This window comes from Bradyrhizobium sp. CB3481, assembly GCF_029714305.1.
Taxonomy (GTDB): domain Bacteria; phylum Pseudomonadota; class Alphaproteobacteria; order Rhizobiales; family Xanthobacteraceae; genus Bradyrhizobium.
Genome location: NZ_CP121647.1, coordinates 5038595 through 5063436 on the forward strand (window position 1 = coordinate 5038595; position 24842 = coordinate 5063436).

At 57.6% G+C, this 24842-nt stretch carries 24 protein-coding genes and 1 pseudogene; 12 read left to right on the top strand and 13 right to left on the bottom strand.

What is annotated here, in order from left to right:
- Positions 1–884 precede the first annotated feature (884 nt).
- Together QA643_RS24620 and QA643_RS24625 are read left to right on the top strand one after the other, a co-directional pair.
- Positions 885–1415, top strand: a complete 531-nt coding sequence (locus tag QA643_RS24620) for an SPASM domain-containing protein (RefSeq protein WP_283028462.1) — start codon at positions 885–887, stop codon at positions 1413–1415.
- A gap of 266 nt (positions 1416–1681) precedes the next feature.
- Positions 1682–2089, top strand: a complete 408-nt coding sequence (locus QA643_RS24625; protein ID WP_283028463.1) for a gamma-glutamylcyclotransferase family protein — start codon at positions 1682–1684, stop codon at positions 2087–2089.
- A gap of 707 nt (positions 2090–2796) precedes the next feature.
- Here QA643_RS24625 and QA643_RS24630 read toward each other — a convergent pair.
- Entirely contained in the window at positions 2797–2949 is a 153-nt protein-coding gene (locus QA643_RS24630; RefSeq protein WP_283028464.1) for a hypothetical protein, read from the bottom strand.
- A gap of 501 nt (positions 2950–3450) precedes the next feature.
- Here QA643_RS24630 and QA643_RS24635 point away from each other — a divergent pair.
- Positions 3451–3684, top strand: coding sequence for a hypothetical protein (locus QA643_RS24635; protein WP_283028465.1), 234 nt, complete (start codon positions 3451–3453; stop codon positions 3682–3684).
- Between the two features lie 711 nt (positions 3685–4395).
- Here the strand turns inward: QA643_RS24635 and QA643_RS24645 are convergent.
- Both QA643_RS24645 and QA643_RS24650 read right to left on the bottom strand, forming a co-directional pair.
- Positions 4396–4605: a cold-shock protein gene (locus tag QA643_RS24645; RefSeq protein WP_283034920.1), complete on the bottom strand. Its 210-nt coding sequence runs from the start codon at positions 4603–4605 to the stop codon at positions 4396–4398.
- A gap of 613 nt (positions 4606–5218) precedes the next feature.
- Positions 5219–5404, bottom strand: a complete 186-nt coding sequence (locus QA643_RS24650; protein WP_283028467.1) for a DUF3606 domain-containing protein — start codon at positions 5402–5404, stop codon at positions 5219–5221.
- Between the two features lie 114 nt (positions 5405–5518).
- Here QA643_RS24650 and QA643_RS24655 point away from each other — a divergent pair, with 114 nt between their 5' ends.
- Positions 5519–5842: a hypothetical protein gene (locus tag QA643_RS24655; RefSeq protein WP_283028468.1), complete on the top strand. Its 324-nt coding sequence runs from the start codon at positions 5519–5521 to the stop codon at positions 5840–5842.
- Positions 5843–6270: 428 nt separating this feature from the next.
- Positions 6271–7524, top strand: a complete 1254-nt coding sequence (locus QA643_RS24660) for a DDE-type integrase/transposase/recombinase (protein ID WP_283028469.1) — start codon at positions 6271–6273, stop codon at positions 7522–7524.
- A 103-nt stretch (positions 7525–7627) separates the two neighbouring features.
- Here QA643_RS24660 and QA643_RS24665 read toward each other — a convergent pair whose 3' ends face one another.
- Complete coding sequence (locus tag QA643_RS24665) at positions 7628–8026, bottom strand: hypothetical protein (RefSeq protein ID WP_283028470.1); 399 nt, start codon at positions 8024–8026, stop codon at positions 7628–7630.
- Between the two features lie 13 nt (positions 8027–8039).
- On the opposite strand from QA643_RS24665, the gene QA643_RS24670 reads away from it, so the two are divergent.
- The 5 genes from QA643_RS24670 (at position 8040) to QA643_RS24690 (ending at position 10534) form a co-directional block, all read left to right on the top strand.
- Positions 8040–8291 carry a hypothetical protein gene (locus QA643_RS24670; protein WP_283028471.1) on the top strand — a complete coding sequence of 84 codons (252 nt, stop codon included), beginning with the start codon at positions 8040–8042 and terminating at the stop codon, positions 8289–8291.
- A gap of 880 nt (positions 8292–9171) precedes the next feature.
- Complete coding sequence (locus QA643_RS24675; RefSeq protein ID WP_283028472.1) at positions 9172–9396, top strand: hypothetical protein; 225 nt, start codon at positions 9172–9174, stop codon at positions 9394–9396.
- A gap of 254 nt (positions 9397–9650) precedes the next feature.
- Positions 9651–9851: a hypothetical protein gene (locus tag QA643_RS24680; RefSeq protein WP_283028473.1), complete on the top strand. Its 201-nt coding sequence runs from the start codon at positions 9651–9653 to the stop codon at positions 9849–9851.
- A 10-nt stretch (positions 9852–9861) separates the two neighbouring features.
- Entirely contained in the window at positions 9862–10152 is a 291-nt protein-coding gene (locus QA643_RS24685; protein WP_283028474.1) for a hypothetical protein, read from the top strand.
- A 196-nt stretch (positions 10153–10348) separates the two neighbouring features.
- Complete coding sequence (locus tag QA643_RS24690) at positions 10349–10534, top strand: hypothetical protein (RefSeq protein WP_283028475.1); 186 nt, start codon at positions 10349–10351, stop codon at positions 10532–10534.
- A 39-nt stretch (positions 10535–10573) separates the two neighbouring features.
- Here QA643_RS24690 and QA643_RS24695 read toward each other — a convergent pair whose 3' ends face one another.
- On the bottom strand, positions 10574–11263 hold the full coding sequence (locus tag QA643_RS24695) for a hypothetical protein (RefSeq protein ID WP_283028476.1): 690 nt from the start codon (positions 11261–11263) through the stop codon (positions 10574–10576).
- 1680 nt (positions 11264–12943) lie between these two features.
- Between QA643_RS24695 and QA643_RS24700 the strand changes: the two genes are divergently transcribed.
- The gene (locus tag QA643_RS24700) at positions 12944–13129 is read left to right on the top strand and encodes a hypothetical protein (protein ID WP_283028477.1); all 186 of its coding nucleotides are present in this window, start codon (positions 12944–12946) and stop codon (positions 13127–13129) included.
- A gap of 909 nt (positions 13130–14038) precedes the next feature.
- Here QA643_RS24700 and QA643_RS24705 read toward each other — a convergent pair.
- The 4 genes from QA643_RS24705 to QA643_RS24720 form a co-directional block, all read right to left on the bottom strand.
- Positions 14039–14176 carry a hypothetical protein gene (locus tag QA643_RS24705; RefSeq protein ID WP_283028478.1) on the bottom strand — a complete coding sequence of 46 codons (138 nt, stop codon included), beginning with the start codon at positions 14174–14176 and terminating at the stop codon, positions 14039–14041.
- 574 nt (positions 14177–14750) lie between these two features.
- On the bottom strand, positions 14751–15002 hold the full coding sequence (locus QA643_RS24710; RefSeq protein WP_283028479.1) for a hypothetical protein: 252 nt from the start codon (positions 15000–15002) through the stop codon (positions 14751–14753).
- A 196-nt stretch (positions 15003–15198) separates the two neighbouring features.
- Positions 15199–15396: a hypothetical protein gene (locus tag QA643_RS24715; RefSeq protein ID WP_283028480.1), complete on the bottom strand. Its 198-nt coding sequence runs from the start codon at positions 15394–15396 to the stop codon at positions 15199–15201.
- A gap of 116 nt (positions 15397–15512) precedes the next feature.
- Positions 15513–15821, bottom strand: a complete 309-nt coding sequence (locus QA643_RS24720) for a nuclear transport factor 2 family protein (protein ID WP_283028481.1) — start codon at positions 15819–15821, stop codon at positions 15513–15515.
- 136 nt (positions 15822–15957) lie between these two features.
- Here QA643_RS24720 and QA643_RS24725 point away from each other — a divergent pair, with 136 nt between their 5' ends.
- The gene (locus QA643_RS24725) at positions 15958–16242 is read left to right on the top strand and encodes a hypothetical protein (RefSeq protein WP_283028482.1); all 285 of its coding nucleotides are present in this window, start codon (positions 15958–15960) and stop codon (positions 16240–16242) included.
- A gap of 171 nt (positions 16243–16413) precedes the next feature.
- Here QA643_RS24725 and QA643_RS24730 read toward each other — a convergent pair whose 3' ends face one another.
- The 4 genes and pseudogenes from QA643_RS24730 to xopAD all read right to left on the bottom strand — a co-directional run bounded on the left by QA643_RS24730 (position 16414) and on the right by xopAD (position 24762).
- A complete protein-coding gene (locus QA643_RS24730) occupies positions 16414–16596 on the bottom strand; it encodes a hypothetical protein (RefSeq protein ID WP_283034921.1) in 183 nt (60 codons plus the stop codon).
- On the bottom strand, positions 16514–17188 hold the full coding sequence (locus QA643_RS24735; RefSeq protein WP_283035099.1) for a hypothetical protein: 675 nt from the start codon (positions 17186–17188) through the stop codon (positions 16514–16516). The genes QA643_RS24730 and QA643_RS24735 overlap by 83 nt, the downstream gene beginning before the upstream one ends.
- Before the next feature lie 1097 nt (positions 17189–18285).
- Positions 18286–18561 (bottom strand): annotated as a pseudogene (locus QA643_RS24740) (branched-chain amino acid ABC transporter substrate-binding protein); the annotation flags it as partial.
- Between the two features lie 267 nt (positions 18562–18828).
- Positions 18829–24762, bottom strand: coding sequence for a XopAD/skwp family type III secretion system effector (xopAD, locus tag QA643_RS24745; protein ID WP_283028483.1), 5934 nt, complete (start codon positions 24760–24762; stop codon positions 18829–18831).
- Positions 24763–24842: the final 80 nt, after the last annotated feature.

Here is a 24842-nt window from a genome sequence, read left to right on the forward strand (position 1 = left end):
GGCCTTGCCAGCGCGATCGCGGGCACTCGGATGCCGACCCCCATGGGACGGCGCTTGGAGGCGGCGATGAAGGTCAGGTTCGTATGAATGCGAGCGCTCTTCCATTTTGCTCTTATCAAAGGGCTTGAATCGTACGTAGCGTCATATTGTAGGATCTCCGAGTAGATCGCGACAGCTCTGGTAACGCGAACCGAGACCGTTCCCTTACGGTCAATGGTGGCTGTGACAATTCTGAGGGCCCTATTGAGCTGCGCATTGGTCGCCACGGCCGACGTTTGTTGTCAGAGGTGAGACGATGACGAGCAATGCTATTGATGTATTTGTAGCCGGGATGGGTGTTATTGGCTCGATAGTCGCCCACGAGATCGCCCGAAGTGGATTCCGGGTGCTCGTTCCGAAGGCCGGGCGCTTCTCCCCGGCCTCAGTGGCAACTGTCCAAGCTGATATAGCGAGGGTCAACTTTCGTCGTAAATCCCGTTTGTTCCGAATATTTGAGCGAATCGGGAAACTGGATGAGTGATACCGGATGAGTTTGCAGGAGGACTTCCGCTTTGCGATCCCCGGCGGCAGGGTCTTGGAAATAACGACGACGACAGGCTGTATCGTCGGATGTTCTTATTGTCCCCAGGACAAGTTTGCCGCGCGGCAAAGAGCAGTATCTCATATCAAGTATCTTTGCCTTGACGATTTTAAGCGATGTGTGGAGCGCGTACCAGCAGCTATCGACATTAGTTTTGCCGGTTATTCGGAGCCTGGGCTCAATCCGAAGTGCACCGAAATGGTCGAGCACGCTTACGCGTGTGGCCATTGCATCCGGATTTTCACGACACTTGTAGGAATGAACGGGCGAGATCTACGACGCTTGCAAGCGCTTTCGGATTTTCATGGTCCATGTTTTCGATGATGGCGCGTACATGAATAGGCGCTTTGTGAGGCAAGAGTATCTCGATTTAATGCGTCAGTTAGTCGACGCAGATATTTCCTCGATTCAATTCGTAGTATTGGGAGAGGTCCATCCCGATGTCGCCGACATAATCCCTGCCGGAGCGCTAATTCGCACGCCACCGCTGAGTAGCAGGGTTGGAAGCGTCGATCCGAAGCTGGTTGAATCACGCCAGCCAGTCGTCGGACCACTGACATGTGTTGACGAACGACAGTATCGGAATGTCCTTCTTCCCAACGGCGACGTTGCTCTGTGCTGCATGGATTTTGAGCGGCGCCACGTTTTTGGTAATCTTCTGCGCGACGAATACGAAGATCTCTTCAAAGGGCCAATTTTTAGCCACCTTGGTCGATCATCGCAGGTTGCGCGCAAGAAATGGGCCGATCGCCTCGAGAACCCCCATCCGGGCTGCTCCGCAGGCTGCAGACGGCGGCGGCAATGGTACGTGCGCAAGCAACTTTCTCCGAGCTGATCCGCAGGATCGTCCCAGCTTGCGCATCACAGGCAGTGTGACTCAAACTCATCAGGCGGTTGGCAAACGATCGTGGTTGCAAATCATTCTAATTGTTCAAGCGCTCACCCCTTTAACAAGGCTAAGCCAACCATGTATCCATTCGGCAACTCACGGACTTTCATCACGCCGAGCATAGGCATTCTAACCACGAATGCGACGGACGCGATCAAGGCAGTGATCCAGGCCTTCTTTGAGAACGGCTAAGTTTCCTTATGGCGGAGCGAGTGACGGTTTTCTTCTATGGTCTGTTCATGGATCCGGAAGGCCTGGAGGCGAAAGGTCTTCGGCCGGTCAACGTGAGGCAGGCCTTTATCGAGCGGTTTACACTGAGGCTGGGAGATCGGGCGACGTTGCTGCCCGATCCGAACGGGCGGGTCTACGGCATCACCGCGACTCTCACCCACACCGAGTTAGATCGGCTCTATTCAGGGCCAAGCGTCTCAGCCTATCGACCTGAACCCGTCCTCGCCCAATTTGCCAACGGCACGGCCGAGCTTGCGCTTTGCTTCAATCTTCCGACCATCCCGCAGGAAAAATCGACCAATCCCAGTTACGCAGCTGACCTGCGAGCAGTCGCCCGGAAGATGGGCTTGCCGGAATCATACGTGGCCAGCATCGGAAAAAGGGAGTGAGTGCTACGTCCACATCTCGATACGGCAGTGCGAGTCTGCAAGTGGCTATGGCGGAGCTGACGCATTACCGGAAGCACAAACTGAAATGAGAGTTTGAGCGCCACTGGACACCGCGATCCTCTTCGCGTCAGGTGCCTTGAGGATGCCGGCCCTCTCAGTTCCTTGTCTCCGCTCCTTGTGGGAGGGGGGATTTTAGACATATTCATGCGATGCCGCTGAAACGGCTTGAATCGCACGTGGCGTCATCCTGTACGGCTCTCACAGGTCACGACTGTCTCTCGCAAACGGGGCTTGGCATGGACTTGCCGTAAATTCAACACTGGCTGTGACAGTCTCACCGCCGTGTTGACCTGCCCATTGATGGACAGTCGCCATGACGCATGGCCGATGTTTGTCGTCAGAGGTGAGACAATGACGACAATGACGGCCGATGCCTTTGATGTATGTGTAATCGGGAGTGGTGCCAGTGGGTTCGATAGTCGCCATGAGATCGCCCGAAGCGATTTTCGGGTGCTCCTCCTGAAGGCCCCAAGGCTACCCCGCGGCGCCTCATTGGCGACTGTCCAACACGATATGGGTGACGCGTTGGTGGGCTCTCCGCCCGCTGCCTTACCGCCGTTCGGACGCCCATGGAGGTGTCGGCGCTCGGCCGTGGAATGACCTCCTATGCTGGGATCGGCTCCCGTTAGCGCACCCGTCGAGCCCTACTACGCGGAGCTCGAGCGGCATTCATCAGGGGCCCGGACGGCCATGTTCAGGGCCGGGTTGATCCGCGGTGCAGCAATGAGAGCGAGGCTGTCCGGCTCGGCCAGCAGCTGGTTGACGGCCACGACGTTGACCTCTGGCAATTGGATCGACACGTCCAGACATTCAAGCACACCTCCGAGCGGCCAAGACTACGGCCACCAATTACTCGCGATGGTGTTCACTGATCTCGGACTCCGCCTGGCCAAAACTCCAGGTCGCGGTCTGCAGGGCATCCGTTCTGTTCCCAAATCTCCCGAGCTCGCGCAGCGATCGCCTGTTTCGTGCGTCTCGCCTCCAGATGCCGCCGCAGCTTCTGCCTTAGCTCGTCAACCCAAGCCCTCAGTCGCTCAACGGTCGTCTGGTCATTGATGCGGAAGGCAAGCCGGGTCGCTTGGTCGATCTTGAGCTCTAGCTCCCGGGGATCTTCACTCTGATCCATAGACCATCTCCGTCCAAATAAGACGGTTCGGGTCACGGTTTTGTTCATCGATCGGGAAAATTCTGGTCAGCCCGGCGCACGACGGGACCGGACGACATACGCCGGGCTTTTGCCAGTGCGAGGCGCCCCCAATGGCCTATTCGAGCTCAGTCTGATTCTTGGCAGAATTGGGCGCATGCCACGCGAACAGAAAATCGCCTTTGGCGAGATGCGGGATTCAGGCGTCTTCCGGGTAGTCGTGTTCTGCAGGGACTACCGCTGCAGCGACGCGACTCACCTACCCGTCGATGGCTGGCCCGATCATGTCAGGCTGTCGGATATCGAGCCGCGGTTCGTCTGCAAGGCTTGTGGCAAGCGTCGCGCCGACGTGCGGCCGGACTTTCAGCACCCCAAGTTGGGAGCGCATTGAGGTGGTCTTACTGCCCTAACTTCTTTAGGAGCCGGTCACGGTGGAATACATGCTGCGTTTGCATTTCACGAAATAGTCGCAGCAGGTTTTCAGCCTCTGCTGTGTCGTGACCCTCGCGTCGAAGCTTAGTGACCCTGGCTTCCTGCTCCGCAATATGTCTCTCACCTTGAGAGACGTGGCCTACTGTCTCTTCGAGGTGCCGGATATTCATCTGGCGATCCATTGGATTACTCCGGTGGGCGCAAGCCGGGTGACGAAAGCCATTCACATATATGGGCTGCAACGTGAGCAAAGCGGGCCTTGCGTTCAATTGCTTCCCTTTGTTTCCCAGGAGGAAGATGTGCGGCCTGTTCACTGAGGCGCTTCGCCTGGTCCGCTAGGCGCCCTTCAAGGGCTTGAGTTTGTTTGAAACGGCGCCGCTTCTGCATGGCGCTGCTCCCTGTGGGGTTGGGGCGGGAGCGCGACCGGCGTTCTCATCACTGATAACTGCCTAAGGACGGTGCGGTGACAGTAGTAAACGATCCCGGCGGGGTTCCGGGTCCAATTTCGAGTTAGGACCCCATGCAATAGGAACAATCATTTCTGATCAGCGTATACGGGACCCTCCAGCCAATGCCCCCTAAGTCCTGGAGGTAGGCCGCCGGCCCCGGATCCGGCATTCCCCGAGTCGCGGCTTGGCTCGCCAGCAGAAACCGGCGGGCTTTCCCAGTATCAGCCAAGCCTGAGATTTTCTGCAGATTCCTTGCCGCGGTTCGCTACCACCTCGTAGCTAACCTTGGCGCCTTCGTTCAAGCTACTCAAGCCCGCTCTCTCGACCGCCGAAATATGGACAAATACGTCCTTCCCACCGCTGTCGGGCTGAATAAATCCGTAGCCCTTGGTGGGATTGAACCACTTTACAGTACCTGTCGCCACATCCATTCTCTCAATGATTTCAAACACACGGAATGATGGTGACAGAAATCCGGCAAAAAAAGGGCCTTGCCAGCTGCCGCACGCATAAGCCGCCGCTGGGTTGAATCAGCGACGGCCCTACGTGTTACTCTCGCGATTCATGAGCTCCGCGATTGAACGGATGCAAACCGGCGCCGGCTAAGATCGATTAGCCGCTTAGGAACGAACATTCCCTATCGGCGTATACCGGCGCCTCCAGCAATTCGCCATCCCTCCAACGGGCTCGGAGGTGGGCTGGCGGCCCTGGACATGCCGATAGATCCGGGGCCGCAAGCCTGCCTATAGTGGTTCGATAACGAAACCTGCAGGGATTGCTGGAAGGACGGCAGGATCTTTAGGATCGGGCTACAGGTTGGACAGGGCGCACCAGCCGCTCCACAGTCGCAAGCACTCTCACCTAAGAACGGGCGCTTGTAGTGAGTCTCACAGACCCACCGGCTATTGTCGCATCTCTCGCAATACTGCATTGCGAACCCCTTAAAGAAAAAAGGGCCCCAGTCGCCGCTGAGGCGCTTCTTGGGCTGGGGTGTCGCAGCGAGGGGATGCGACGCGGGCCAACCCACTTCTCTCCTCCGCGTTCCTAACCTCCGAGACGGCGCTCTACACGCTTGCGGCTGGTACCGACCTTCTTGACCGCCTTCTTTACTGCGGCGGCCGACTTCCGAGTTTTCCCAGCGTCGTACCTGACCTCGTAATCCTGTGCGCCGGCGACCCGCGCCCGATCCTGCTTGCGGCCGCGGCTCGATTGCTTCTTTGCCTTCGCCATCCTGCGATACCTCCATTTGCGGAAAGCAACGCGCCATTATGCGCCAGGTTCCTGCCGAAACGATTTCATTGAAGTCAGTTTGAATCCGCTTTCCGCGTTGCGTGGAGTTTTGAAATGCGTAGATCCAACTGGACACCATCGATTGTCCCCAATCACGACGATCAAACGATCTACCTCGTGGCGGAAGATTTCGGTCGTTTGGGTAGAGCCTGGCGTGAAGCCGACTACGAAGCCACCGACCTGGAAACGGTCATTCAAGACCTGCTCAATGACCAATACAGAAATCCGATCCGCGTGGTGGCCTTCAACACCGCCGAGCGATGGTCGGAAGACGTTTCTAAGGACGTTGCGCGAGAGCTGCGCCGCCGCTGCGATTTGCGGATGCGCGATCTGCCCGCTTCGCTCTTAGATTTTGTAGAGCGTCACGAGATGGCGTGATCGGCGCCAGTTGACCTTACGGTTTGCTTAAATCGACTGTCAAACGCCATCCGGAACTGCCCCCCGCATTGCCTCACTAAAAATGTTACCGGACAACTTCCCTGTCGAGTCTGGGGCGGAGCTGCCGAATCAGTTCGGTGGCGGCTATGGCAGGAAAGATCAGCATGCGCGCAAAGCGCGAGATCACATCAGTGCTGGCCGAGCGTTATCGGGCGGGCGGGCGGCCCGAGAAGGGACGGATCCTAGACGAGCTTTGCGCCGTCACGGGATAGCATCGCAAGCACGCGATCCGAGCACTGTCAGTGGACGGCGCATCGGGATCGGCCGTGCCGCGGCGGCGGGGCCGGACCTACGGGGGTTCCATTCGCGTTGCACTGATTGTGCTATGGGACGCCTCTGACCGGCTCTGCAGTAAGCGGCTCGTCTCGATGATCCCGTTCTTGCTTCCGGCACTTGAACGGCACGGCAGATTGCAGCTTTCTGCCGATGAGCGGTCGCTGGTTTTGAAGGTGAGCGCGGCGACGATCGATCGCCTGCTGAGCGATGTAAAGATCGCCGCAGCCGGAGGACGCCGACGGCGGGCGGGCTTTTCCAGTGCCGTACGGCGGCAAGTCCCGGTGCGCACGTTCAATGACTGGGGATCACCTCCGCCGGGTTACTGCGAAGCGGATCTGGTCGCGCACGGCGGTATGTCCGTATCCGGCGCGTTCATTCAGACGCTAACAATGGTGGATATCGCAACGGGGTGGACCGAATGCTTTCCGCTCGTCGTGCGTGAAGCAGCTCTTGTGGTCGAGGCTCTCGAGCGCGCGCAGAACCTATTTCCTTGGCCCGTTCGCGGGCTCGATTTTGACAACGACGGCACCTTCATGAACGACACGGTCGTATCGTGGTGCCGCTCTCATGATGTCGAAGTCACTCGTTCCAGGGCCTACAAGAAGAACGATCAGGCGTTCGTTGAACAAAAGAACGGAGCTATCGTTCGCCGCCTGGTGGGCTACGGGCGGTTTGAAGGCATTGATGCCGCTCGCTCATTAGCTCGCCTGTTTGCGGCGGCACGGCTGCACATCAATTTCTTCCAGCCCTCATTTAAGCTGAAGGAAAAGCACCGCGAAGGTGCCAAGGTGATCAAGCGCTATCTTCCTCCCGCTACGCCGTACGAAAGAGCATTGGTCCACCCGAGGCTCAATGAGGCCTTCAAACGTCGGCTGCGGGAGATTTACCGCACGCTTGATCCGGTGGCATTGCTGGCACAGATGCGGGACGCTCAAAATGAGCTGGGCAAGCGCGTTGATCAGCGGGCTAGAAAGCCAGCGATGACTGTCGCGCCGGTGCAAAGCGACTTGGCGGCCTTTGCCCGAGAGCTCGGCGATGGTTGGAAACAGGGTGAGCAGCGGGGCATTCATCGGCGCCGCTATGTTCGGCGCAAGCCTGTGCCACGTCGGCCATCGATGCTCGACCCCTACATTCCTATCATCGAGGAATGGCTCGCCGCGGCTCCGCACCTGTCCGCAGTCGATCTTCTCTCTCGGCTGGAAGCGCATGCGCCCGGTCGGTTCGGCGGCCATCAGCGGCGTACGGTGCAGCGATTGCTGAAGAATTGGCGATCAAAGGCCGCTCGACAGCTCATCAGCAGCACAGAGATCACATTGTCGGTCCAAGCTTCGTGTCTGAGTATCTAATCCCAACAGGTTCTTTCGCCGAATCACCGCAAGCCGCTCGCTCGCTACGGCGCGCTGGAGGGCGCGCTTCGCGAGCGGCTTGCTCGGACTCGCGGCAGCTGATTCAGGAGACACCAGGGTGCGCTTCGGTAACATTGTCATCTGAGGCAATATGAGGGGGCAGTTTTCCATGGCGCGCGACAAATCGACTCGCATTTCGTCCCAGTGTGCCTATTTTTCCCGCATGCCTAAGCCTGCGTTTGAACCTTGCATTCCTACTCCTGGAAAGACGGTGCCAGCCGGCGCCGAGTGGATCCACGAAGTCAAGCATGATGGCTATCGCCTGATCGTCTAGCGCGAGGGCCAGCGAGTGCGGCTGTTCACGCGCAACCGCTACGATTGGAGTGATCGATTTCTGCTGATCGTTGAGGCCGCGCTGCGCAACCGGATCAGCTCCTTCGTTATCGATGGCGAAGCTGTGTTGATCGGTGTTGATGGGCGATCCGATTTCAACGGCCTCCATAGCCGCAAGCATAATGACACAGTTCTACGCGCTCGATCTGCTCGCTCTGCAAGGCGAGGACTTGCGGCAACTGCCGTTGCACCTTCGTAAGAACAATCTCGCGAGGCTGCTGGCACGGCGTATCGATGGCATTTTCCTGTCCGACTTCGAACAGGGCGAGATTGGACCCGACCTCTTACGGCAGGCCTGCCTGATGGGGCTAGAGGGTTTGGTTTCAAAGCGCAGAGAGCCCTTACCGCGCCGGCCGATCGCCGCATTGGATTAAGGTCAAGAACCGTACTCATCATTCGATTGAGCGCGTGAAGGAGGCTTTGCGATGAGGCCTATTCCTCGCGGCAAGTATCTGGACGAGCGGCTACGGCGTTCCTCGACTGAGGCTGCTAAAAATCACATCCGATGTCCGCTGTGCGGCGGATGGATTGACGTTAGTGATCTTGGCGCCCTCTCCGATCACGCCGGCCCGCTACCGCATCCTGCGATAGATCAGCCCCAATAGTGCAAAAAGCGGCTCCGGCAAATACGCCACGCGACGAAGCCGCTAGCCGGGAGGAAACACCGGCTGCGGGCTGTGGAGCGCCGTACAGCCAGGCTCCTTAAATAATCCGCCGGTATGGTCCAGCCTGTCGCCTGTCTGGCCACCGACAAAGACATGCCAGGCAAAAGCCGTCGCGGGAACAATCATCAGAGGTCAGGTTTACCGCCGTCTTCAGCCATCTGCCGCCAAAGCATCTGAAGGCGTGCTGTGGCCCCGGATTCTTCCCCGAGCCAGGGGCCACAACTTTGGCTCGTCTTAACCGGCCGCCATTGTGCGTGATCTAACGGCTCAGTCGCCTAGCGCGCGTCGGCAGCTGCTCGAGGTTGCGCTCTATGCGATCGGCGGAGGCGCTTCATCTTTGCTCGGCCGGATCGTCGCCCCGATCGCTGCCGCCATGGTCGCGCGAAGCTGATAGGATGTTACAGCTTCCGCACGGCTTGCTTTGTGGTACCATGGTTTATGGCAAAGATAAGTGTGGTACCAAAGAAAAAGCGAGGCCCAGCGCCGACTGGCAAGGGTGTTCAAGTCGGCGAGCGTTGGCACCCTTCCGAGCTTGCCGCGATCGATGCATGGATCGCATCGTCATCCGACAAGACGCTTACCCGAGCCCATGCAATCCGGCGGCTCGTTTGCCCTTGGTTTAAAAGTGAAAACACCGCGCGGCCGATCGAATGTGGGCGAGAAACTTCGTGCCCGTGAAATGGCTGGCGATACGATCGATCAGTTGACGGACACGACGGCGGCTCCCGACGATCAGACCGAACGCAAGCAACGCCTGCTCAAGGGCGCGGAAGAGTTTCAAGGTGTGAGGGTCGATCGGCCAAATAAGAGGTAACGATGGATGGGAGGATCTACAGCAGCAAGGGACAATACGTCGCCGACATCAGTGCCGACCAGATTTATGACTTAGCAGGTCACAAACTGTGTGATCTCCGAGGGCAAAAGATTTACAAGCCAACAGGTGAGCTAGTCGGTCATCTCAGCTCGGCTGCTGGAAATAGAAGGTGGTAGACAAATCCACCGACAGGCTGTTCCCCCACCAGTAAAGCCATCCGCCGGCGTGTCGATTAGGGCTAAAAGCTGAGTAAAATGGAAAGCGAAAAGGATCCTCTAGCTGAGTACGGGCTGGACGCCATCGACCTCAGATGGACCATGAAGGACATCGCGGCGAAGCGATTTCGAATGGTTAACCAACAGCACGTTGAGAAACTCATCGAGCTTGGCTTGGTGGAGAGGCGTGACGGTGTTCTCTACCTCACGATCGCAGGACAGAACACTGTTTGGGAGTAGCCGCAGTAAAATGAAGCCCCAGCCGACAGGAGTGATCTACACAATCCTGGCCGACGATAAGCCCATCGTCGCCCTTGCGGCCAGCGGACGCGAGGCCGGCGACCTCTGTAAGGAAGAGTGGTTTCGAGCAGAATTGTCAGCATTGAAATCGAACGGCGAGGCGCTTTACGGAACAGGAGTCCGATTGCGTGCTCGCCCAGCCGTCGAGAATGAGTTGGTCATGTATCAGGAACAGTCGGACAAAGCAGCAGCTTCCGACGAAATCCTATTCGTGTATTTGGTTGAGTTAGACCGGGAGTAATCCAGTGGCATGTCGACCGGAAGCCATCCGCCGGCTGGTTGAGCGGAGACTGAGAGCGACAAAATGAGCGGCGACAGCCGGCGTTGGACGCGCTCGCCTTCGAACCTTAGCCGGGGCTGATCGAACTATCCCAGCTGTTGCAAAAGAGCTGAAGCGGACAGAAGCTGCGGTCGCTCGGCGGGCCTACAAGCTGGGATTGCGATTTGGCAAGCCTAAATCACACGGTATGGGCATCCGCCGGCTGGTCAAGCTGGGGCTGAAGGTGAAGAATTGGCCTATTATCTGCGGCCGACTTGTCACCATCATTTCCTGGATGCTCTTGGCCGCTTCGCACAAGCAGCAGTTCAGTTCGTCGATGGAAAAAATGGCCTGGTCGAATTAGGAGACAAGCCTGTCACTCCGATCCCTGAGTCGCGGCACGTCAAAGGCTGAAGGATGTCAATTCTTTGCGTCGCCACCAAGCGAGAATGGCTCCGGCGAAAACGAGACCGGGCAACCCACCACAAACTAAGGGGCCGGGAACGGGTGCAACCCCCGACCACGGTAAGGTCGTAAACGACTCACACGGTGTAAGCAGGAACCCCTTCTGTTGCCCCAAACTGTTATATCCACTGCCCACAATGTAACCAAGGTTGTTGACGCCGTTGGCCGATGTGAGCGTCCACCCGATTCCACTGGAATCCATGAGGTTGTTGAGATCAACAGGGATGGAGTTTCCATTCCACAAGGTCGCGTGGCTAAAGTCACCAGAAACCAAACTATTGCCCATGATCACTCCGAAATCGTTGATACTAGCGGCCAAGCTGTTGCCGCCCAGCGAACCGAGGTCCGTGATTGTAGTACCCTTCCATATACTCGCGTGCTGAGAGGCAACGCTAATGCTACCCCAGCCCACGACCTGTCCGAGATTATTGATATCGAAGGCTACGCTGCTTGGTCCACCTAGCGAACCGAGTTGGTTCGGAATGCCGTCGGTCCAGACAGTTGCCTGTATTTGGACGGAAGCATCGGTTTTATAACGGACAACCTGGCCAGCATTGTTGATTCCAGCAGCTACGCTATAGGGCCCAGCAAGGGTCGTCTGGACGCCGCTACTCCAGATCGCTGCCATTCCCGCCACATTTAATCCCTCAATACCCACCACCTGTCCGACGCTATTGATCGCGTAAGCGGCGCTGTTACTTCCAGGACACTCGGGATTCCGCCGTTCCAGATCACGGCTGAAACGACGGCCCCGTTATTAGTCATCCCCACTACTTGTCCCGCGTTGTTTATAGCATTCGCAACGCTGTTTGCCCCGCCAAGCGTCGTCGGAATGCCGCCGTTCCAGATGGTCGCTTGCGCGGAGCCGCCACTGAGTCTGCTCCAGCCGACCACTTATCCGGAAGCATTGATCCATAAGCAGCGCTTGCCGTTCCGCCTGACAAAGGGCCAAGCTCGGTAAATATATAGCTTTGGGAAGCTGCGGGGTGCGTGAAGCCCACCACCGAAAGAAACGCAGCGACCGCGCCTAATAAACACGGTTTAGCAGCAGCGCTGAGACTCAAAAATCTGCGCATGACCTACCCCATGAATCGAGCATGTTAGCCGATCAAGCCGGCAACCTAGAGTCAACCGGGTGAGGCAAAACTAGCATGGGATGATTTTGACAAACCTCACGCCATCGCAGCGTAAGATACGCCGTTCCGGTGTCCACCCCGAGCGAACGGCATCAGAAATTATCGCCGTGAAGAACCGCGCTGCCATTCGTCAGCGTGATATCGGCGCAGGTCGTATCACCCGGCAGACAGACGTTGTAGGCATTGACGATATCTGGGCGCGCGCGAGCAGGAATACCAGCATATCGCCGCTGACGATATGGCCCCAGGGCCTTGGTACGTGGGCGGACTGGCGCTGCATCCTCCGATCATGCCGCAGCCGATAATGCGGCGGCCCATGCGGGCGCGATCGGCGAAATCAGCGTCCATGCATGCGCAAGCCAAAGCGTCGCAAGCAGCGCAACAATGCTGGCCTTAAGACGTGCGATCATCTGTCGTCCTCATTAACGTTGAGCAGTTAGGTTAAAAGCACGAACCATTGCTCGCCTGCGTTGCGCCACATCCGTCAAGCGACTGCAGGTTGCGGCCTGACTCTCACGCGGACCGCTCTGCTCCTTGCAGGACACGGGCCGCTGGTCTGCTTGTCCCCACTTGAGGCCGGCGGTCCACCTCAGCAATGCCTGGGTGGTTGATAGTTGAGGGCTCATCGCGCTCTGCCTGGTGTTACGCAGGAGTTACACCGATCGGTGTTCCTCCAACGGAACTGTTATTCCGACTCCACATCGCGTGAGGCTTGCGAAATACTTCGCAGACCGGGGCCGAGATGGATTTGATAACCGATTGGATTTGAAACCCGGAGGCCGCAGCGCGAGAATGCCTGCGGCTTTTCATTTGCTCGTCAGACATTGCTGAGCGGCGGACCGCGCTCAACCGCGCCAGTACGCTTGCGCCGGGCGCCTCCCACATCCGGGGCCGCCGCTTCCGCCCGGCAGATGACGCAGCGAGCCTATGACTAGCGCGATATCGCTGCATGACGCGCACATCTCCTCATCTCCACGTCTCCGGCCCCTCGTTGGACTAACCTCAGGTCAGATGGCCCTATGGGATTGCTCATCGCGCCGCCGACGAACGACCGCAGTTCATCGCGTGTCAAGCTTCCAGCCGACTTCGGGCGGTTTTTTATTTGCGTTTCCTAAGTTCAAAGCCGGACCGACGTCGCGACGGGAATATTCAATGATCCCGGCCCGGAAAAGATGATGTCCTTAGGCTTACCGCACTGGCTGATGATAGTAGGCACTTTTCTCGTGCTTGCCGGCTTCATTGGCTTCGCCTTGAGCCGAAACAAGGAAGTTAAAACAGATACCGCCGCTGTACCCGGCGAAACCAACAAGACCTCTCCAGATCCGGATCGCAATGGGGAGCCGAAGGCCAATCAATAATGCGATCAAAGCAAATCCTGATTTGGACGTCCGCGATTGGGTATTGCCGTGTATTTCGCAGTAGCGACCTATTTTCAATGTAGCTATCAAGGCAGACCCGGGCGCCCGCAGAGTTGTTCTTTTGCTCTCCCGTTGATGCCCAGTTCGCCGTGAGTGCAAGTGGCAAGTCACACTGGGGCCAACTTGATCATACAGTCAGTCGTAGGTGGTCATCCATCTAGCGCGCAAAAGATGGCTCTCGAAGGATAGCCGCGCTCGATCAGCCTCAGTGTTTGCGTAAGGCGAAGCACGAGGGACATACCGCCAGTTGCGCCTTGTTAATCAGCATCAAGCACGCGCATGTACCTGATCATGTGCCGCCCGTCGTCCTCAGGAAGGACCGGTCCGGCTGGCGCTACTCAGCGATGCTTGGATTAAGCGGTGGCATTTTCAATTGGACTCCGATGAGATTGGCAACCGATCAATCAATCGCTGCTCTCATGCGCCGATGTCAATGGAAAAACAATTAGGCATCCAAACCCCTCCGGCTTGAACGCGGGCTCTCAAGATCCACGAACCGAAGCAATGCAGTGTTCAATCAAGCTGGTGCCGAAGCCTTTCCGATCCGGCTGAGACAGGACAGGCACGCCGACTTCTTCCCACCGGATGCTCAGTTCATCCTCTGTGCGGGACCATTTAATCCGAAGCTGTCCTACTGGATTGGAGAGTGCCCCCGTATTTCACAGCGTTCGTGAGAAGCTCGTGCACGATTAGAATCAGATGACGCGTCTGCTCCGCCGAAAGCATTACATCAGCGCCGTGCAGGACGACTTGCTCCAGCTTTTTCCCACAATGCGTGTCTAAATTAGCCATACCAAACAACGAGCGGCCTCTATGTGGATAGCCTGTACAGCGGGCACTGATGTAGAATCAGGCTGCATTTGATTGTTGCATTGATTCGCACTTGATGGACTGGACAGCCTTGCGCAGCGCCAACCGCTTGCCGGGCTGTCCCTCCTGAACTGAGTTGGCTTTGACATGAGCAACGACACCCAGATCATCGTTCATTTCTCCTGTCCGCATTGCTTGACCATCTATCGAGCGAGGCAGGAACGAACAGCGGATGATTGTTCTGGCGAGTTCTATTGCAAGCACTGTGGGTCGCCGGTTCATGATTGGACCGGGAGTTATGATTTCTCGAACTGGAATCCGGTATTCGATGCCAGGCAACGTGGTTGGAAACCGCTATCCCTTCTCGCCTGCCAATTGCGGAAGTAACTAGCTCATGCGGCCGCCCTCTAGCATGGACCTCTCTACCTCATAAGCCAGCACCTTCAAATGTGCTGCGAGCCGCTCGAATAGTTCGCGCTTCTTCGAATCGGTCGCGGCGTTGCGGATTTGCTCGCAATCTTCCGCGTCCCTGCGCAGCTTCTCTAGTGAGCCAGCATGTCCTGCATCGGAGTGCCCCCTGCTTGCTCTGCTGATCAGACACCCAATGTCGATGAGAAGCAACAACAAACGTTAAGTGGCCTGCTCGAATAGGATGACCGCACCCACTCTGCATTCAACAGCTAGGGTCTCTGCGATACTGCAGCGCTCGCCTCGCGCTCTGTGCCGCTATTGGCTCAAATGCGCTATTGGATCAATCCCGGTACCCCTTGCATTTCGTTTCTTCCTTGTATTCACCGTGCTTGCCCCACTTCCGCTCGATCCTGCACGGGCCACGGTAGTATTCCTGTTTGTAGTCGCGGTCGTAATAGCCGTAACTCCGCTCGTAGCGACGATCATCGCCGTAGCCCCGCCGGCCCTTGCCGCTTTCATCTTTCCACGGGTCAGCGAGTGCGGGTGAAATGAGCAGGCTGGTAACCGCCAGGCTTGCGCACAGGTGTTTCATCAGGCTCCTCCTCCAGTCGCGGTCGGGATAACTGGGCAAAGCAAGCTGGGTTCCGTTTATCAGAGGAGGATACCATGTACGTGGCGATGGTTGAGGCGACGGTTGTTGAGGCGATGCGGATGAAGGCTGCTGCCCATTCTGGCTTTCCGCCGCCATGGGGCACACAGGTGCCTATGTTGCTGAGAAGTCGCTTGGCCTACACATCTCGCGCCTTGGAATAATCTCGACGCCGTCCGATGTTAAGCGCCGCGCTCCGATTCCAAGCCTCGAATGCGTCAGCGTAATGCCTGCGCATCTGTTCTTCGGCGGCGAGACAGTCAGAGAATTTGTCAAATACAAAGTCAGTGTTCACAGGTGTGATGCCGCCGACCAAGACAACCAGCATCCATTTCATAATTCACTCTTGCGTTCTCGCCCCACCTCAAAACCGACTGACTTTCTGCAAGTTCCAGAGCAGTCCATCCCGTTCTCACGGGGAATGCGTCGGTCTCGATAGTCAGGCCGGGTCAATCACACAAGGCCGCATCGGCAACGAGTGATCAACCCATCCTCCGCGACATCGAGCAACGCCTGAACTGTGCCGCTACTGGTTCGGTAGGTGACCAGCACGGCCTCGCCATCCAACTGTATTTCTTCGAGTTCAAGCGCGGGCTGTTCGATGAAGCGCTGCCGCCAATAGGTCGCGATACCCTCCCAACCAGTGATGATCTTGCGCCCTTCGCAAGCGCACTCAATCACGGCGTCCGGGCTGTACATTCCAACAATCTGATTAATGCGAGCAGCGCGGTAAGCGTCCAGCCAATCCACCGCGACGGCCATTGGGTCACATGACCTCATTTGCCCTTACCTACTTGCCAATATGCAGGCGACTTATCCAGGCGGAAATGAATGATCTCTGAATGTTTGAAGGAGCCGTTCTGGCGATTCGCGCCTTAACCTTCATTGGAGGTAAAACATGCCAGCAACACAACCAGCATGGAAGCGGCCTGGATCGCCCATTGGCAAGAAGGGACCGCGCAAAGCTAATCCGAAGTACAAACGCCGCTCGCGCCAGCCGTGGAGCGATAACGAAGTGAAGCAGCTACGCTCGCTTGCCAAGGCCAACATGCCGACCGGCGTGATTAGTCTGAAGATGCAGCGTCCCCCCGCTTCGATTGCGAGCAAGGCGCAGCGCGAGGGAATTTCGTTGAGGCCGGTGAACCGCTCACCATACAATCGTCGGAAAACAGCGCGGCGCTAATGGAGTGTGGATGGGGCTTCGAGGACTTGGCTAACGTCCGGTTCCTCAAGCCCGTCAACGCTGACGCATTCGCAGGGCATCCCCGCTCCGCATTGGCATCCCAGTTCTTCAGTCCATGTCCGCTGGGGATGGCTTTCGCATACCCAGCCCACGCCAAAGCAGACGGGACAATCAGGGTTCATCATTCCGAAATAGCCTTTTGAACGAACGGGCACGTAGTAAGCCCTCCGATGTGATATCGCGGTACTCAACGTCCGCAAAGAATTTCGGTTCAACCCACGTCGATTTCGGCTTCCTGATGTGTCGCATCAGCTTTGACTTCGGGCTGACCACGGTGTCCAGTTGGTTCCTGATCTGGCTGAAGACGGGGCGTGACCATCCGGTGCCAACCTTGCCCAATGGAGAAGGCCTTCGCCCTCCTGTTTTCCAAGATAGAGCGCCGCGACCCAACTAGGGTCCTTGATAAAGCCGACGACCGGAAACTTGCCCTTGTGAACAGCCTTGATCTTGAGCCAGTTCTCATTGCGCTCTGAACGGTAAGGGGCGTCAGCCCGGTTAGAGATGATCCTTCCCAGTTCAACTTCGCAGCATGTTCGAACATCCGTTGGCCATCGCCGACAAGGTGTTCGGAGTAGAGGACAGGCAATTCGATGCCGTTCTCACCCAATAGGTCCAGCAGCACTTGCTTGCGTTCGAGCTGCGGGAATTTGCGGAGGTCACCGTCGCGCCACAGGGGGTCGAAGGCGTAATAGACCAGCCGGTCCTGTCTGCCCGCTGCTAGCTCCGCCTGTAGTTCTGAGAAGTTGGTCCGTCCTTCATGAACGACAACTACCTCGCTATCGATGATCGCCTCACCGGGAATGTCGAGAGCGGCAGCTATGGACGAGAAGCGCCTCGTCCAGTTAAGACCATTACGGGTCTCGCTCTTGGGTGCCTTGGCCTTCAACGTGGCTAGCTGGGAAATACGGTTCGACCCAACGCAAGCTCATAGAGAAATGCCCGCCGCGCGGCGGACATTCTTACTCACTTTGCGGGAATGCCCAACAACCAGGGGGCGTGATCCATCGCCACTAGGTCGTCGCTGGTCTACCTATTCTCTTGCCGTTGCGAGTATCACATCAGCCGAAGCCTGATCGCGCCGGCCGAACTGGTCAGCGGTGCGAAAAGAAAATGCCCGCCGCATGGGGTATGCTACGGGCTGGAGACGGATTACTCATGTCCTCGTTGGGACAAGGGATAACAGCCAATCGGCCCAGACGTTCCCATCCGGTGTGCGAAAGTCATGTTGGAGGATTCAGGCGCGAGCCCCTAACCACTCGCTCATGTAGGCTGCGGTGGCAGCCTGATCAACCTCGCGGAGGCCGCTTGAACATTGTCGCTGCTCCCCTGCTTGTGTGAGGCGGGAGCGCACATTGCGTTCACGTCACCGACAGATGCCCAGAACCGCTCGGTGGTGGAACAATGATAAGCCTCTTCGGGGAACCTGGCTGAACGGTGTTGGACGGAGCGTGTCGAAAGCTGGCGTGCTGCACCAAGAAACAAAATTGGCCCCCGCATTGGGTATGCGACGGGCGGGAGACGCATTCCGTGTCCTCGTTGGCACAGCGAAAACAGCCGACTGGCTCAGACCGCTGACACAGAATCTGATCAGCTCAATTTTCCGGCAGCGCACAAACGAATTAGGTCGAGTTCAGGTTTTAAGTGCCCGCCGCAATGGGCAGGGTTGCGACGGGCCGGAGAAAGCGATTCATGTCCTCCTTGTCAGGAGGCATGAAAACCGCCAGACCAACGCCGCCGCCGGGCCGTCTCCACCACTTCAAGTCGTTTCGGCGCACTGATCGTATGGCTGTCGATACGTACAGTTCTCAACCATCAGGTCAGGCGACCACAAGGCGGCTCTCCTCGGCTCGTTGAGGGAGTTAGTCTCTCGGCGTAAACTGAAGGCCATCCAAGCAGGGTCTTACCGTCGTTAGCCATCCCGCCATACAGATGCTTCGAAAGACGTTGGTGTGCGTCAGCCACTTTGTTCCATGTAAGGCGCGGCTACTTGGCAATGGCAGCCGTGTAAAGAGGCCCAAAGCGCTCCCATTTCTCACCGTCGAAGCGCATAAGTTGTTCTTGTTTGATCGGAGCATAATCCGAGGGGGACGTGTTTAGCGTTATTCCTGGAAGCAACATATCGAGCTGAAACTCTTTCAGGCTGGCGGCCTGCCTCATGATGTTCTCTCGTGTCAGATCGTTCCCGCACATGTTCAGGACGGCAGCGAGCGTCTGCGCAACCGAGTACCCATACACGGCGCTCAAATCTGCCTTGTCCGCGTATCGCTGCTGGGTATCTTCTTGGGCCCCTTCTTGCTCTCGAGGTCAGGTAGAGAGCAACGCTTCTCGGCCGTCACCATGACAGCGACACAGTTTACCGTTGTGGAAGTGGTGAACTGCCTCAAATGAGCGTGCGCGGTACCGCAGCGCTGCCGCGCAATGCCCTGCCGTGCTCTTCATGCATTGTCTGCTGAACTTCGAGCTGTGTTCGAGCGGCCCGGTCATGGTGCCGCTCGCCACGATGTTGAAGGCTCTCAAGTCCGCGGACTAATTGCCGCAGAGATAAGCGTGGAGCGCTTCCACGCATGCATCGACGTTTTTCTTATTCTTCCCCTTGTGGGGCGGAACGACCGTGAGATTGGCTTGGCGATAGTGCGGCGTGCGCTGCTCTACCATTGCCTCGAAAAGCTTCTTCTTGATGCCCACCTCGTCGGAGCTCTGGGCGAGGTTGCTAGACTCCGCCTTGTCGATCCGCAGCAACGGACGGCTGGTGTCGTTTGCAAGGCGCTTCCATATCTCGTCCCGGTTGGTGTCGAGCCAGATCGACACCGCCTTATCCCGTATGAGGCTCCGCGTTTCCTCGCTCTCGAATGCCCCACCGCCGGTTGCGATGACCACGTTGCCTTTCTCCACGCACTGCGCGATCACGCTTGCCTCGCGCTGCCTGAACCACTGCATACCTTTGTCTTCGGTACTAAAGATTTCCGTTATCGTCATACCCGTGTTCTTCTCGATCATTTTGTCGGAATCGATGAAGGCCAGCCCCAGTTGCCGCGCGAGAGCTGGGCCGATGGAGGACTTACCGGCGGCCGGCAGGCCGACGAGCACAATCGGCCGCACGCCAAGGGCCGCAACAACTTCTTTTGCAGCCGGAGATATCTTGGGCATGCTTGTTCGTGCGGCGGCTCGCAACCCAAATTTTGCGTCAATAGCACGTGTACCCTGCCCTTCTATATCCCAATGGGGGAGGTCCTTGGCGCCGTACGGAATTGGCACCTCACTGCAGACGTTTGTCACGCGCTCCGCCAGGACGGCAATCTTAGATTCTTCGAGGGAAGCTCCAGTAGCTTGTCGCCGCAGCTTGTCCTCCTCCTTGTAGGCATCGTGATTATCAAGCTTTGCTTGATAGCTGTCTGGCGTATGGAATTCCGTCTCGAAGCGGTATCCGCCCGGGGTGGCGAGCACAGTCTTTATGCCGACGAAAGTCGGATGTGGTATCCTGAACCAATTGGTGGTGCGAATTTCGGCGTAGCCAAGCTCGTAAAACGCAAGCATGGCCTTCTTGAAGGCACGCGCAAAATCCTTGTCGGGGATTTCGAAGACATAGCGTACGGCGCTGCTGATCAGCTGGGTGTCGCCGTCGCATTTAACAGTGGTTCCGGTCAATTCCGCGGTCATGGAGTCTTTCGATCTCAAGCGGCGTTTCAAATGGGGCATATCCACCTGGATATCCGCCTGCCTGAGCATCTCAGCGACCTGGAATGCCGTTGCGGTGATCTCCTTCTCTTCTGCCGCGGCCCTGGCAGACTCGATCTTGGCGCGCTGCGCGGCCTCCTCGAGGGTCAATGTGATCGTCACGCCGGAATCCTCGGCCGTCAGGTTCCGGCCGAACGGCTTGGGCAAGATGTGCTTTTCGACAGCCACCTTGACCGAGGCTTCCATGACTGAAGCTGCCAGCGTGGGATTGTCCTTCAGCATCTCCAATGTTGCGTCGACATCGAAATGTCCCTGGTTAAGCGTCGCGGCCATGCTCTTGATGTAGGGCACGTTTTTCAAGCCTGGCGTCTGGTGGAGGAGCCGCTGGAGCTGTTGGGTTTTCTTCATAAAGATGCGGGTGCCAGTATCGGATTTATAGGCGTCGGTTCCGACCTTTATGCCGAGGCTCAGGAGATTTTGTGCGCTCTGTATGAGATCATCCGGATCGTAACCATCCGCTCGTGGATAGATCCGCGCAGGATAATGGTCGAGCACAGCTTGGACACGTTCCCGTGGATGGGCAGCGGTCACATAGGCCTCCGCCACATTTGGGAAAAGCTCAGAGAGCGCTTGGCTCAACGCCGCGGTTGGCTCGCTTACGCGTTCGATTGTTTCGGGCGGAAGATGCTCATTCGCGCTCGCAGCCCACGCCTCTAGATCGGCCACGAGCAATTCGGCGATTTCGCGTGCAACCGGATGCTCAGCAACCTCGATCTCGCGCGTCATCCTTTCAAGCTTGTCTTGGACATCGTGCCCGCTCACCTGTTCCCGGTCAAACAAGAGGCGGATATCTCGCTTGAGCTCGTGGTGAATGCCCTCGTAGGCGCCAAAGATGGCCCGCTCGGCAAACCAGCCTCGTGCTTCATCGGGTTGAGCCAAAAAGCTTCTCTGCAGACAACTATAGACCTCCAAAACGTCCTTTGTTGCAGCAAGGATCTGGTTGGCACGACTGAATTGGTACCTGCCGTCTACGATCGCCGGCGTATGCGACTTTGGCGGCTTGAGCGACCGAACTCCGCGAGCCTGCTCCGCCTGATCGAACTGCCGGACGTGCTCATAAAGCTGGGGCCGGTCGCCAATGATAATGGCCGTATCGCCATCGAAGTCGCCATCGAGTTTTTTCTGTTCATCAGGCGGGATGGCAACCAAGGACCCCGGAGCGAAGATCTCAGTCGCCTGCAGGATGCCGATACAATCGAGCGAGGTGTCCGCCGTTACGCGGTCCTTGCGCTCGGTCCAAGCTGAATGGGACTTAACGTCCTCGGCCGACATAACCAGCCCACGATCTCTATAGTTGGCCGGCCACATCTCGTCTGGGACCACAATCAGAATGCCTTTGGCGAAAAACATCGGATCGTCAGCCGATAGTTGATCGCCTGATTTTTCCGCAACATTAAAGCTGTATTGCATGGCTAAGCACTTATCGAGGAAGGCTGCGGTGGGGTCACCGGCAACGGATGACTTGACTTGTTCGAGAGCGAACGGGCGCAGGTTTGCCTTGTCATAGGGCGAGCGTCCGATCAGCACGCCAGCCGTATCGGCCAAGGTCTCGCTCTTGAGCTTAGGCACATGCAGATGGCCATCATCGGATGGCACGGCGACCGCGCCGGGACCCTCGATGTGTCCGGCCGTCACGGTGCGAAACAGCTGTTCGGACGAAAGTTCCTGCTCGTGTCTGCTCTCAAGCCAGTGCGCGGCCTTCTCTCGCACCTCTCGGGCCACCTGCTCACTGCGGGGATAGTGTTGCAGCGCCGAGACGGGCAGCGACGATCTCCGTCCCTCACCAAAAGCAAGCACCCGATCGGGCCCTTCCTGCTGGCCAGCCCGCTGAACAGCCACCATACGCTCGGCCAATGACGCCCGGATGAAGCCGCAGCCATCATGCGGTCGCAAAGCTATGGGCCCTTCCGCCCCGGTCAGCTTAAAGGGATGTTCGTGGCCGGCAGGGCGGTCCGGCAGCAGCGACAGCTTGAAGTTGCCCTCCAGCGCATAGTCATGAGGGCCTAGATTATTGATCGCAGGTGGCGCCGCAAATCCCCTGCGCTGCATGTAATAGTATGCCTCTTTGAATGGAGCCCAGGCGCGCGATAGCTGCTCGAATGAGGTGCCGGGCGCGCTGTTCGCGTAAGGAACGGCAAGCAGCTTACCGCCGGATGTAGTGGCTCCCGCGTCGCCCGGAGCGCGGGCCGCAATCTGAGAGACGGTCGGTTTCGGCGCTTTTAACTTGCTTCCGCCGAACAGGTCCATTCGATATGGCACACCGTCAACAGTGAGCGTCCGGGCTAACATGAAGGTGCTTGGCTTTCCCGGCAGTTGGACCGCTACAACCGGCACGGCCCCCGAAGTGAGCCGATGAAAAATCGAGTATCGTGTCTCGGGCTCCGTGGCCAGTCGTCGCCCCTGCATGTCAACGACAGGCAACTTCATGATCCCAGCCTGCCCCTGTGGGGGCCTGGGCTCATGATCCATCTCCCTCAGTACGGCATGCACGTCGAAGCTGGACGGAGGATGCTGGGCGTGGACCGCCGCCACATTCTGTGATATGAATGTGTCTAGCGCATCGAGCGGCTCGTCCGATTCGAGCTCTGCGATCAGATTCCAACTCATGCTGGAGAGATCGCTTTCAACAAGGCTGCGCGCGCTGGCCAGGATCTCCCTGGACTTGCGCTGAAGCTCTTGCCGTCTCATCTGCAAGTCAGGCTTCTTGCCTTCGACATAGGGCCGCCTGTATAACTCCTGCAGGATCGTCCGGGCCTTTAGCACTTGGTAAATCGAGAGGGCGGGACGACGGCTCGCGATGGGCCCACGTGCCCGCTCGGCTTTGCCTGCATTGAGATGTGCCTCGATCTTGCCTTCCACGATCGGCTGTAGCGCGTTCAACAAGTTGAGAGCCTGCCTGCGGTGCCAGCGCAACTGCTTCTGCTGGCTGCGCGCTAGCGGCAGCAGAGCTGCAGATAAATGACCCATGGTCTCGAGGTTATTCGCGGCGGCGAAATCAGGATAAGAACGTAATTCGTTGAGCCGATCCAATCCCACTGATGCAAGCGAACCGAGATCATCGAGCAGTCGCGCCTTAGCCAGTGCCTTAAAAATGTTCGCAATGGCCAAAACATCGGCCTGCTCAAGCCGATCATTCGCATACTGCAGATAATGGGACAGCTGGTGTAACCGATCCTTTAGCAGAGCAGATTCCGCAATCTCGCCATTGTCCTCGCCCGACATGAAAGCTCGCGCCAGAGCATTAGCAACAATGCCGAGCTGAAGCGTGGTAAAAGCGCTGAATCGTCGCACTCCCTCGCCTAGTCCCCTCGCGATTTTCACTATGACTTGCCGGCACGCCGCCTCTTCCGGCCATTTGCTGAAGTCGTTGATCAGGCTTGCGAGGTGCTGCTGAAAGAAATCAGAGAGTCGGTCGTTATCGCGGATCTCACAGGCAATCGCGACGGTTGCTTGGGCACAAAATTCTTCTTCCGGCCACTTGCTGAACCCGTTCACCAGGTTCGCCAGCTCTTGTCCGTTAAATTGAGACAGCTCCCTGCCAACAACATCGCGCGCGATTGCGACAGCGGCTTGGCGACAGTGCAACTCTTCTGGCCACTTGCTGAAGCTGTTCATCAGGTTTCCGAGGTCCTGCTGACTATAGCCAGAGAGCCGGTCCTGGCGGCGAAGGACTTCACGCGCGATAGCGACTGTGGCATGGCCTGCGTCCACGTCTTCCGGGCACTTGCTGAAGGCGTTCGCCAGGTTTGCCAGGTGCTGATGGGTGAAATCCGAGAAGTAACCTTCCGGATCGGCGTGGCCGTGAGCGATATCGCCTGCGATGCGAATTATTGCTTGGCGGCAGACCGTCTCTTCCGGCCACTTGCTGAAGCCGTTCGCCAGGTTTGCCAACTCCTGGTGAGTGAAACCAGAGAGTTCGGCGCGGCCGAGAATCTCATCGGCGATCGCGATCGTGGCTTCGCGACAGGTCGCCTCATCGGGCCACTTGCTAAATGCGTTTATCAGGTTTGCCAGTGCCTGCTCATCAAAATCAGAAGCTCTGAGGCCGGAACCAATGATCTCCTTGGCTATCGTGACTGCAGCCTGAGAACAGGACGCCTCTTCCGGCCACTTGCTGAAGCCGTTGACCAAGTTCGCCAGCTGGCGGTTGGAAAAAGCGGAGAGCCGGTTGGCGCGGTGGCTGCGATCAAGGATCGTGCGTGCTATCGCCACTGCGCCTCGGCGACAGGCCGCGTCTTTTGGCCATTTGCTGAAACCATTCACCAAGCTCGCTATGTGCTGGGGATCAAAACCAGCAAGCGGGCCGCCGCGGTCATGGAGTTCACAGGCAATTGCAGCTGTGGCTTCGAGGCAGGACGCCTCTGTCGGCCACTTGCTGAAAGCGTTCACCAGGTTCGCAAGGTCCTGCGGAATAGCATGGGAGAGCTGGTTGACACCATGAATCACCTCGTCGGCGACAGCGACCGTAGCCTTCCTGCAGTCGGGGTCTTCCGGCCACTTGCTGAACCCGTTTGCCAGTGTTGCGAGTTCACGTGTGGGGAAATTGGACAGCCGAGTGGCCTCACGGCCGCGAGCGCGAATCTCCTTGGCGATCGCGACGATGCCCTCACGACAGATATGCTCCGAGGGCCATTTGCTGAACCCATTTGCGAGCAGCGATAGGCTTTGGCTCCTCAGGTCCCGAAGCGCTCCGCTTTGATCGCGGTAAAATTCGGCGATTCTCATTGTCGCATTGCGGCATGTCTTTGACTCTGGGTGACGACCAAACGATGAAGCGAAGAGCGAAGGCGCCCTAGGGTCAAGTT

Excerpts from the sequence above, each read along its gene's own strand:
- QA643_RS24675 (WP_283028472.1), top strand. The coding sequence starts at position 9,172 with ATGCAATCCGGCGGCTCGTTTGCCCTTGGTTTAAAAGTGAAAACACCG.
- QA643_RS24700 (WP_283028477.1), top strand. The coding sequence starts at position 12,944 with ATGATGTCCTTAGGCTTACCGCACTGGCTGATGATAGTAGGCACTTTT.
- QA643_RS24695 (WP_283028476.1), bottom strand. The coding sequence starts at position 11,263 with ATGGCAGCGATCTGGAGTAGCGGCGTCCAGACGACCCTTGCTGGGCCC.
- xopAD (WP_283028483.1), bottom strand. The coding sequence starts at position 24,762 with ATGAGAATCGCCGAATTTTACCGCGATCAAAGCGGAGCGCTTCGGGAC.
- QA643_RS24665 (WP_283028470.1), bottom strand. The coding sequence starts at position 8,026 with ATGGAGGCCGTTGAAATCGGATCGCCCATCAACACCGATCAACACAGC.
- QA643_RS24715 (WP_283028480.1), bottom strand. The coding sequence starts at position 15,396 with ATGAAATGGATGCTGGTTGTCTTGGTCGGCGGCATCACACCTGTGAAC.
- QA643_RS24650 (WP_283028467.1), bottom strand. The coding sequence starts at position 5,404 with ATGGCGAAGGCAAAGAAGCAATCGAGCCGCGGCCGCAAGCAGGATCGG.
- QA643_RS24685 (WP_283028474.1), top strand. The coding sequence starts at position 9,862 with ATGAAGCCCCAGCCGACAGGAGTGATCTACACAATCCTGGCCGACGAT.
- QA643_RS24670 (WP_283028471.1), top strand. The coding sequence starts at position 8,040 with ATGACACAGTTCTACGCGCTCGATCTGCTCGCTCTGCAAGGCGAGGAC.
- QA643_RS24645 (WP_283034920.1), bottom strand. The coding sequence starts at position 4,605 with ATGGATGTGGCGACAGGTACTGTAAAGTGGTTCAATCCCACCAAGGGC.
- QA643_RS24660 (WP_283028469.1), top strand. The coding sequence starts at position 6,271 with ATGATCCCGTTCTTGCTTCCGGCACTTGAACGGCACGGCAGATTGCAG.
- QA643_RS24720 (WP_283028481.1), bottom strand. The coding sequence starts at position 15,821 with ATGGCCGTCGCGGTGGATTGGCTGGACGCTTACCGCGCTGCTCGCATT.
- QA643_RS24655 (WP_283028468.1), top strand. The coding sequence starts at position 5,519 with ATGCGTAGATCCAACTGGACACCATCGATTGTCCCCAATCACGACGAT.
- QA643_RS24705 (WP_283028478.1), bottom strand. The coding sequence starts at position 14,176 with ATGAACGATGATCTGGGTGTCGTTGCTCATGTCAAAGCCAACTCAGTT.
- QA643_RS24725 (WP_283028482.1), top strand. The coding sequence starts at position 15,958 with ATGCCAGCAACACAACCAGCATGGAAGCGGCCTGGATCGCCCATTGGC.
- QA643_RS24710 (WP_283028479.1), bottom strand. The coding sequence starts at position 15,002 with ATGAAACACCTGTGCGCAAGCCTGGCGGTTACCAGCCTGCTCATTTCA.
- QA643_RS24635 (WP_283028465.1), top strand. The coding sequence starts at position 3,451 with ATGCCACGCGAACAGAAAATCGCCTTTGGCGAGATGCGGGATTCAGGC.
- QA643_RS24680 (WP_283028473.1), top strand. The coding sequence starts at position 9,651 with ATGGAAAGCGAAAAGGATCCTCTAGCTGAGTACGGGCTGGACGCCATC.
- QA643_RS24620 (WP_283028462.1), top strand. The coding sequence starts at position 885 with ATGGTCCATGTTTTCGATGATGGCGCGTACATGAATAGGCGCTTTGTG.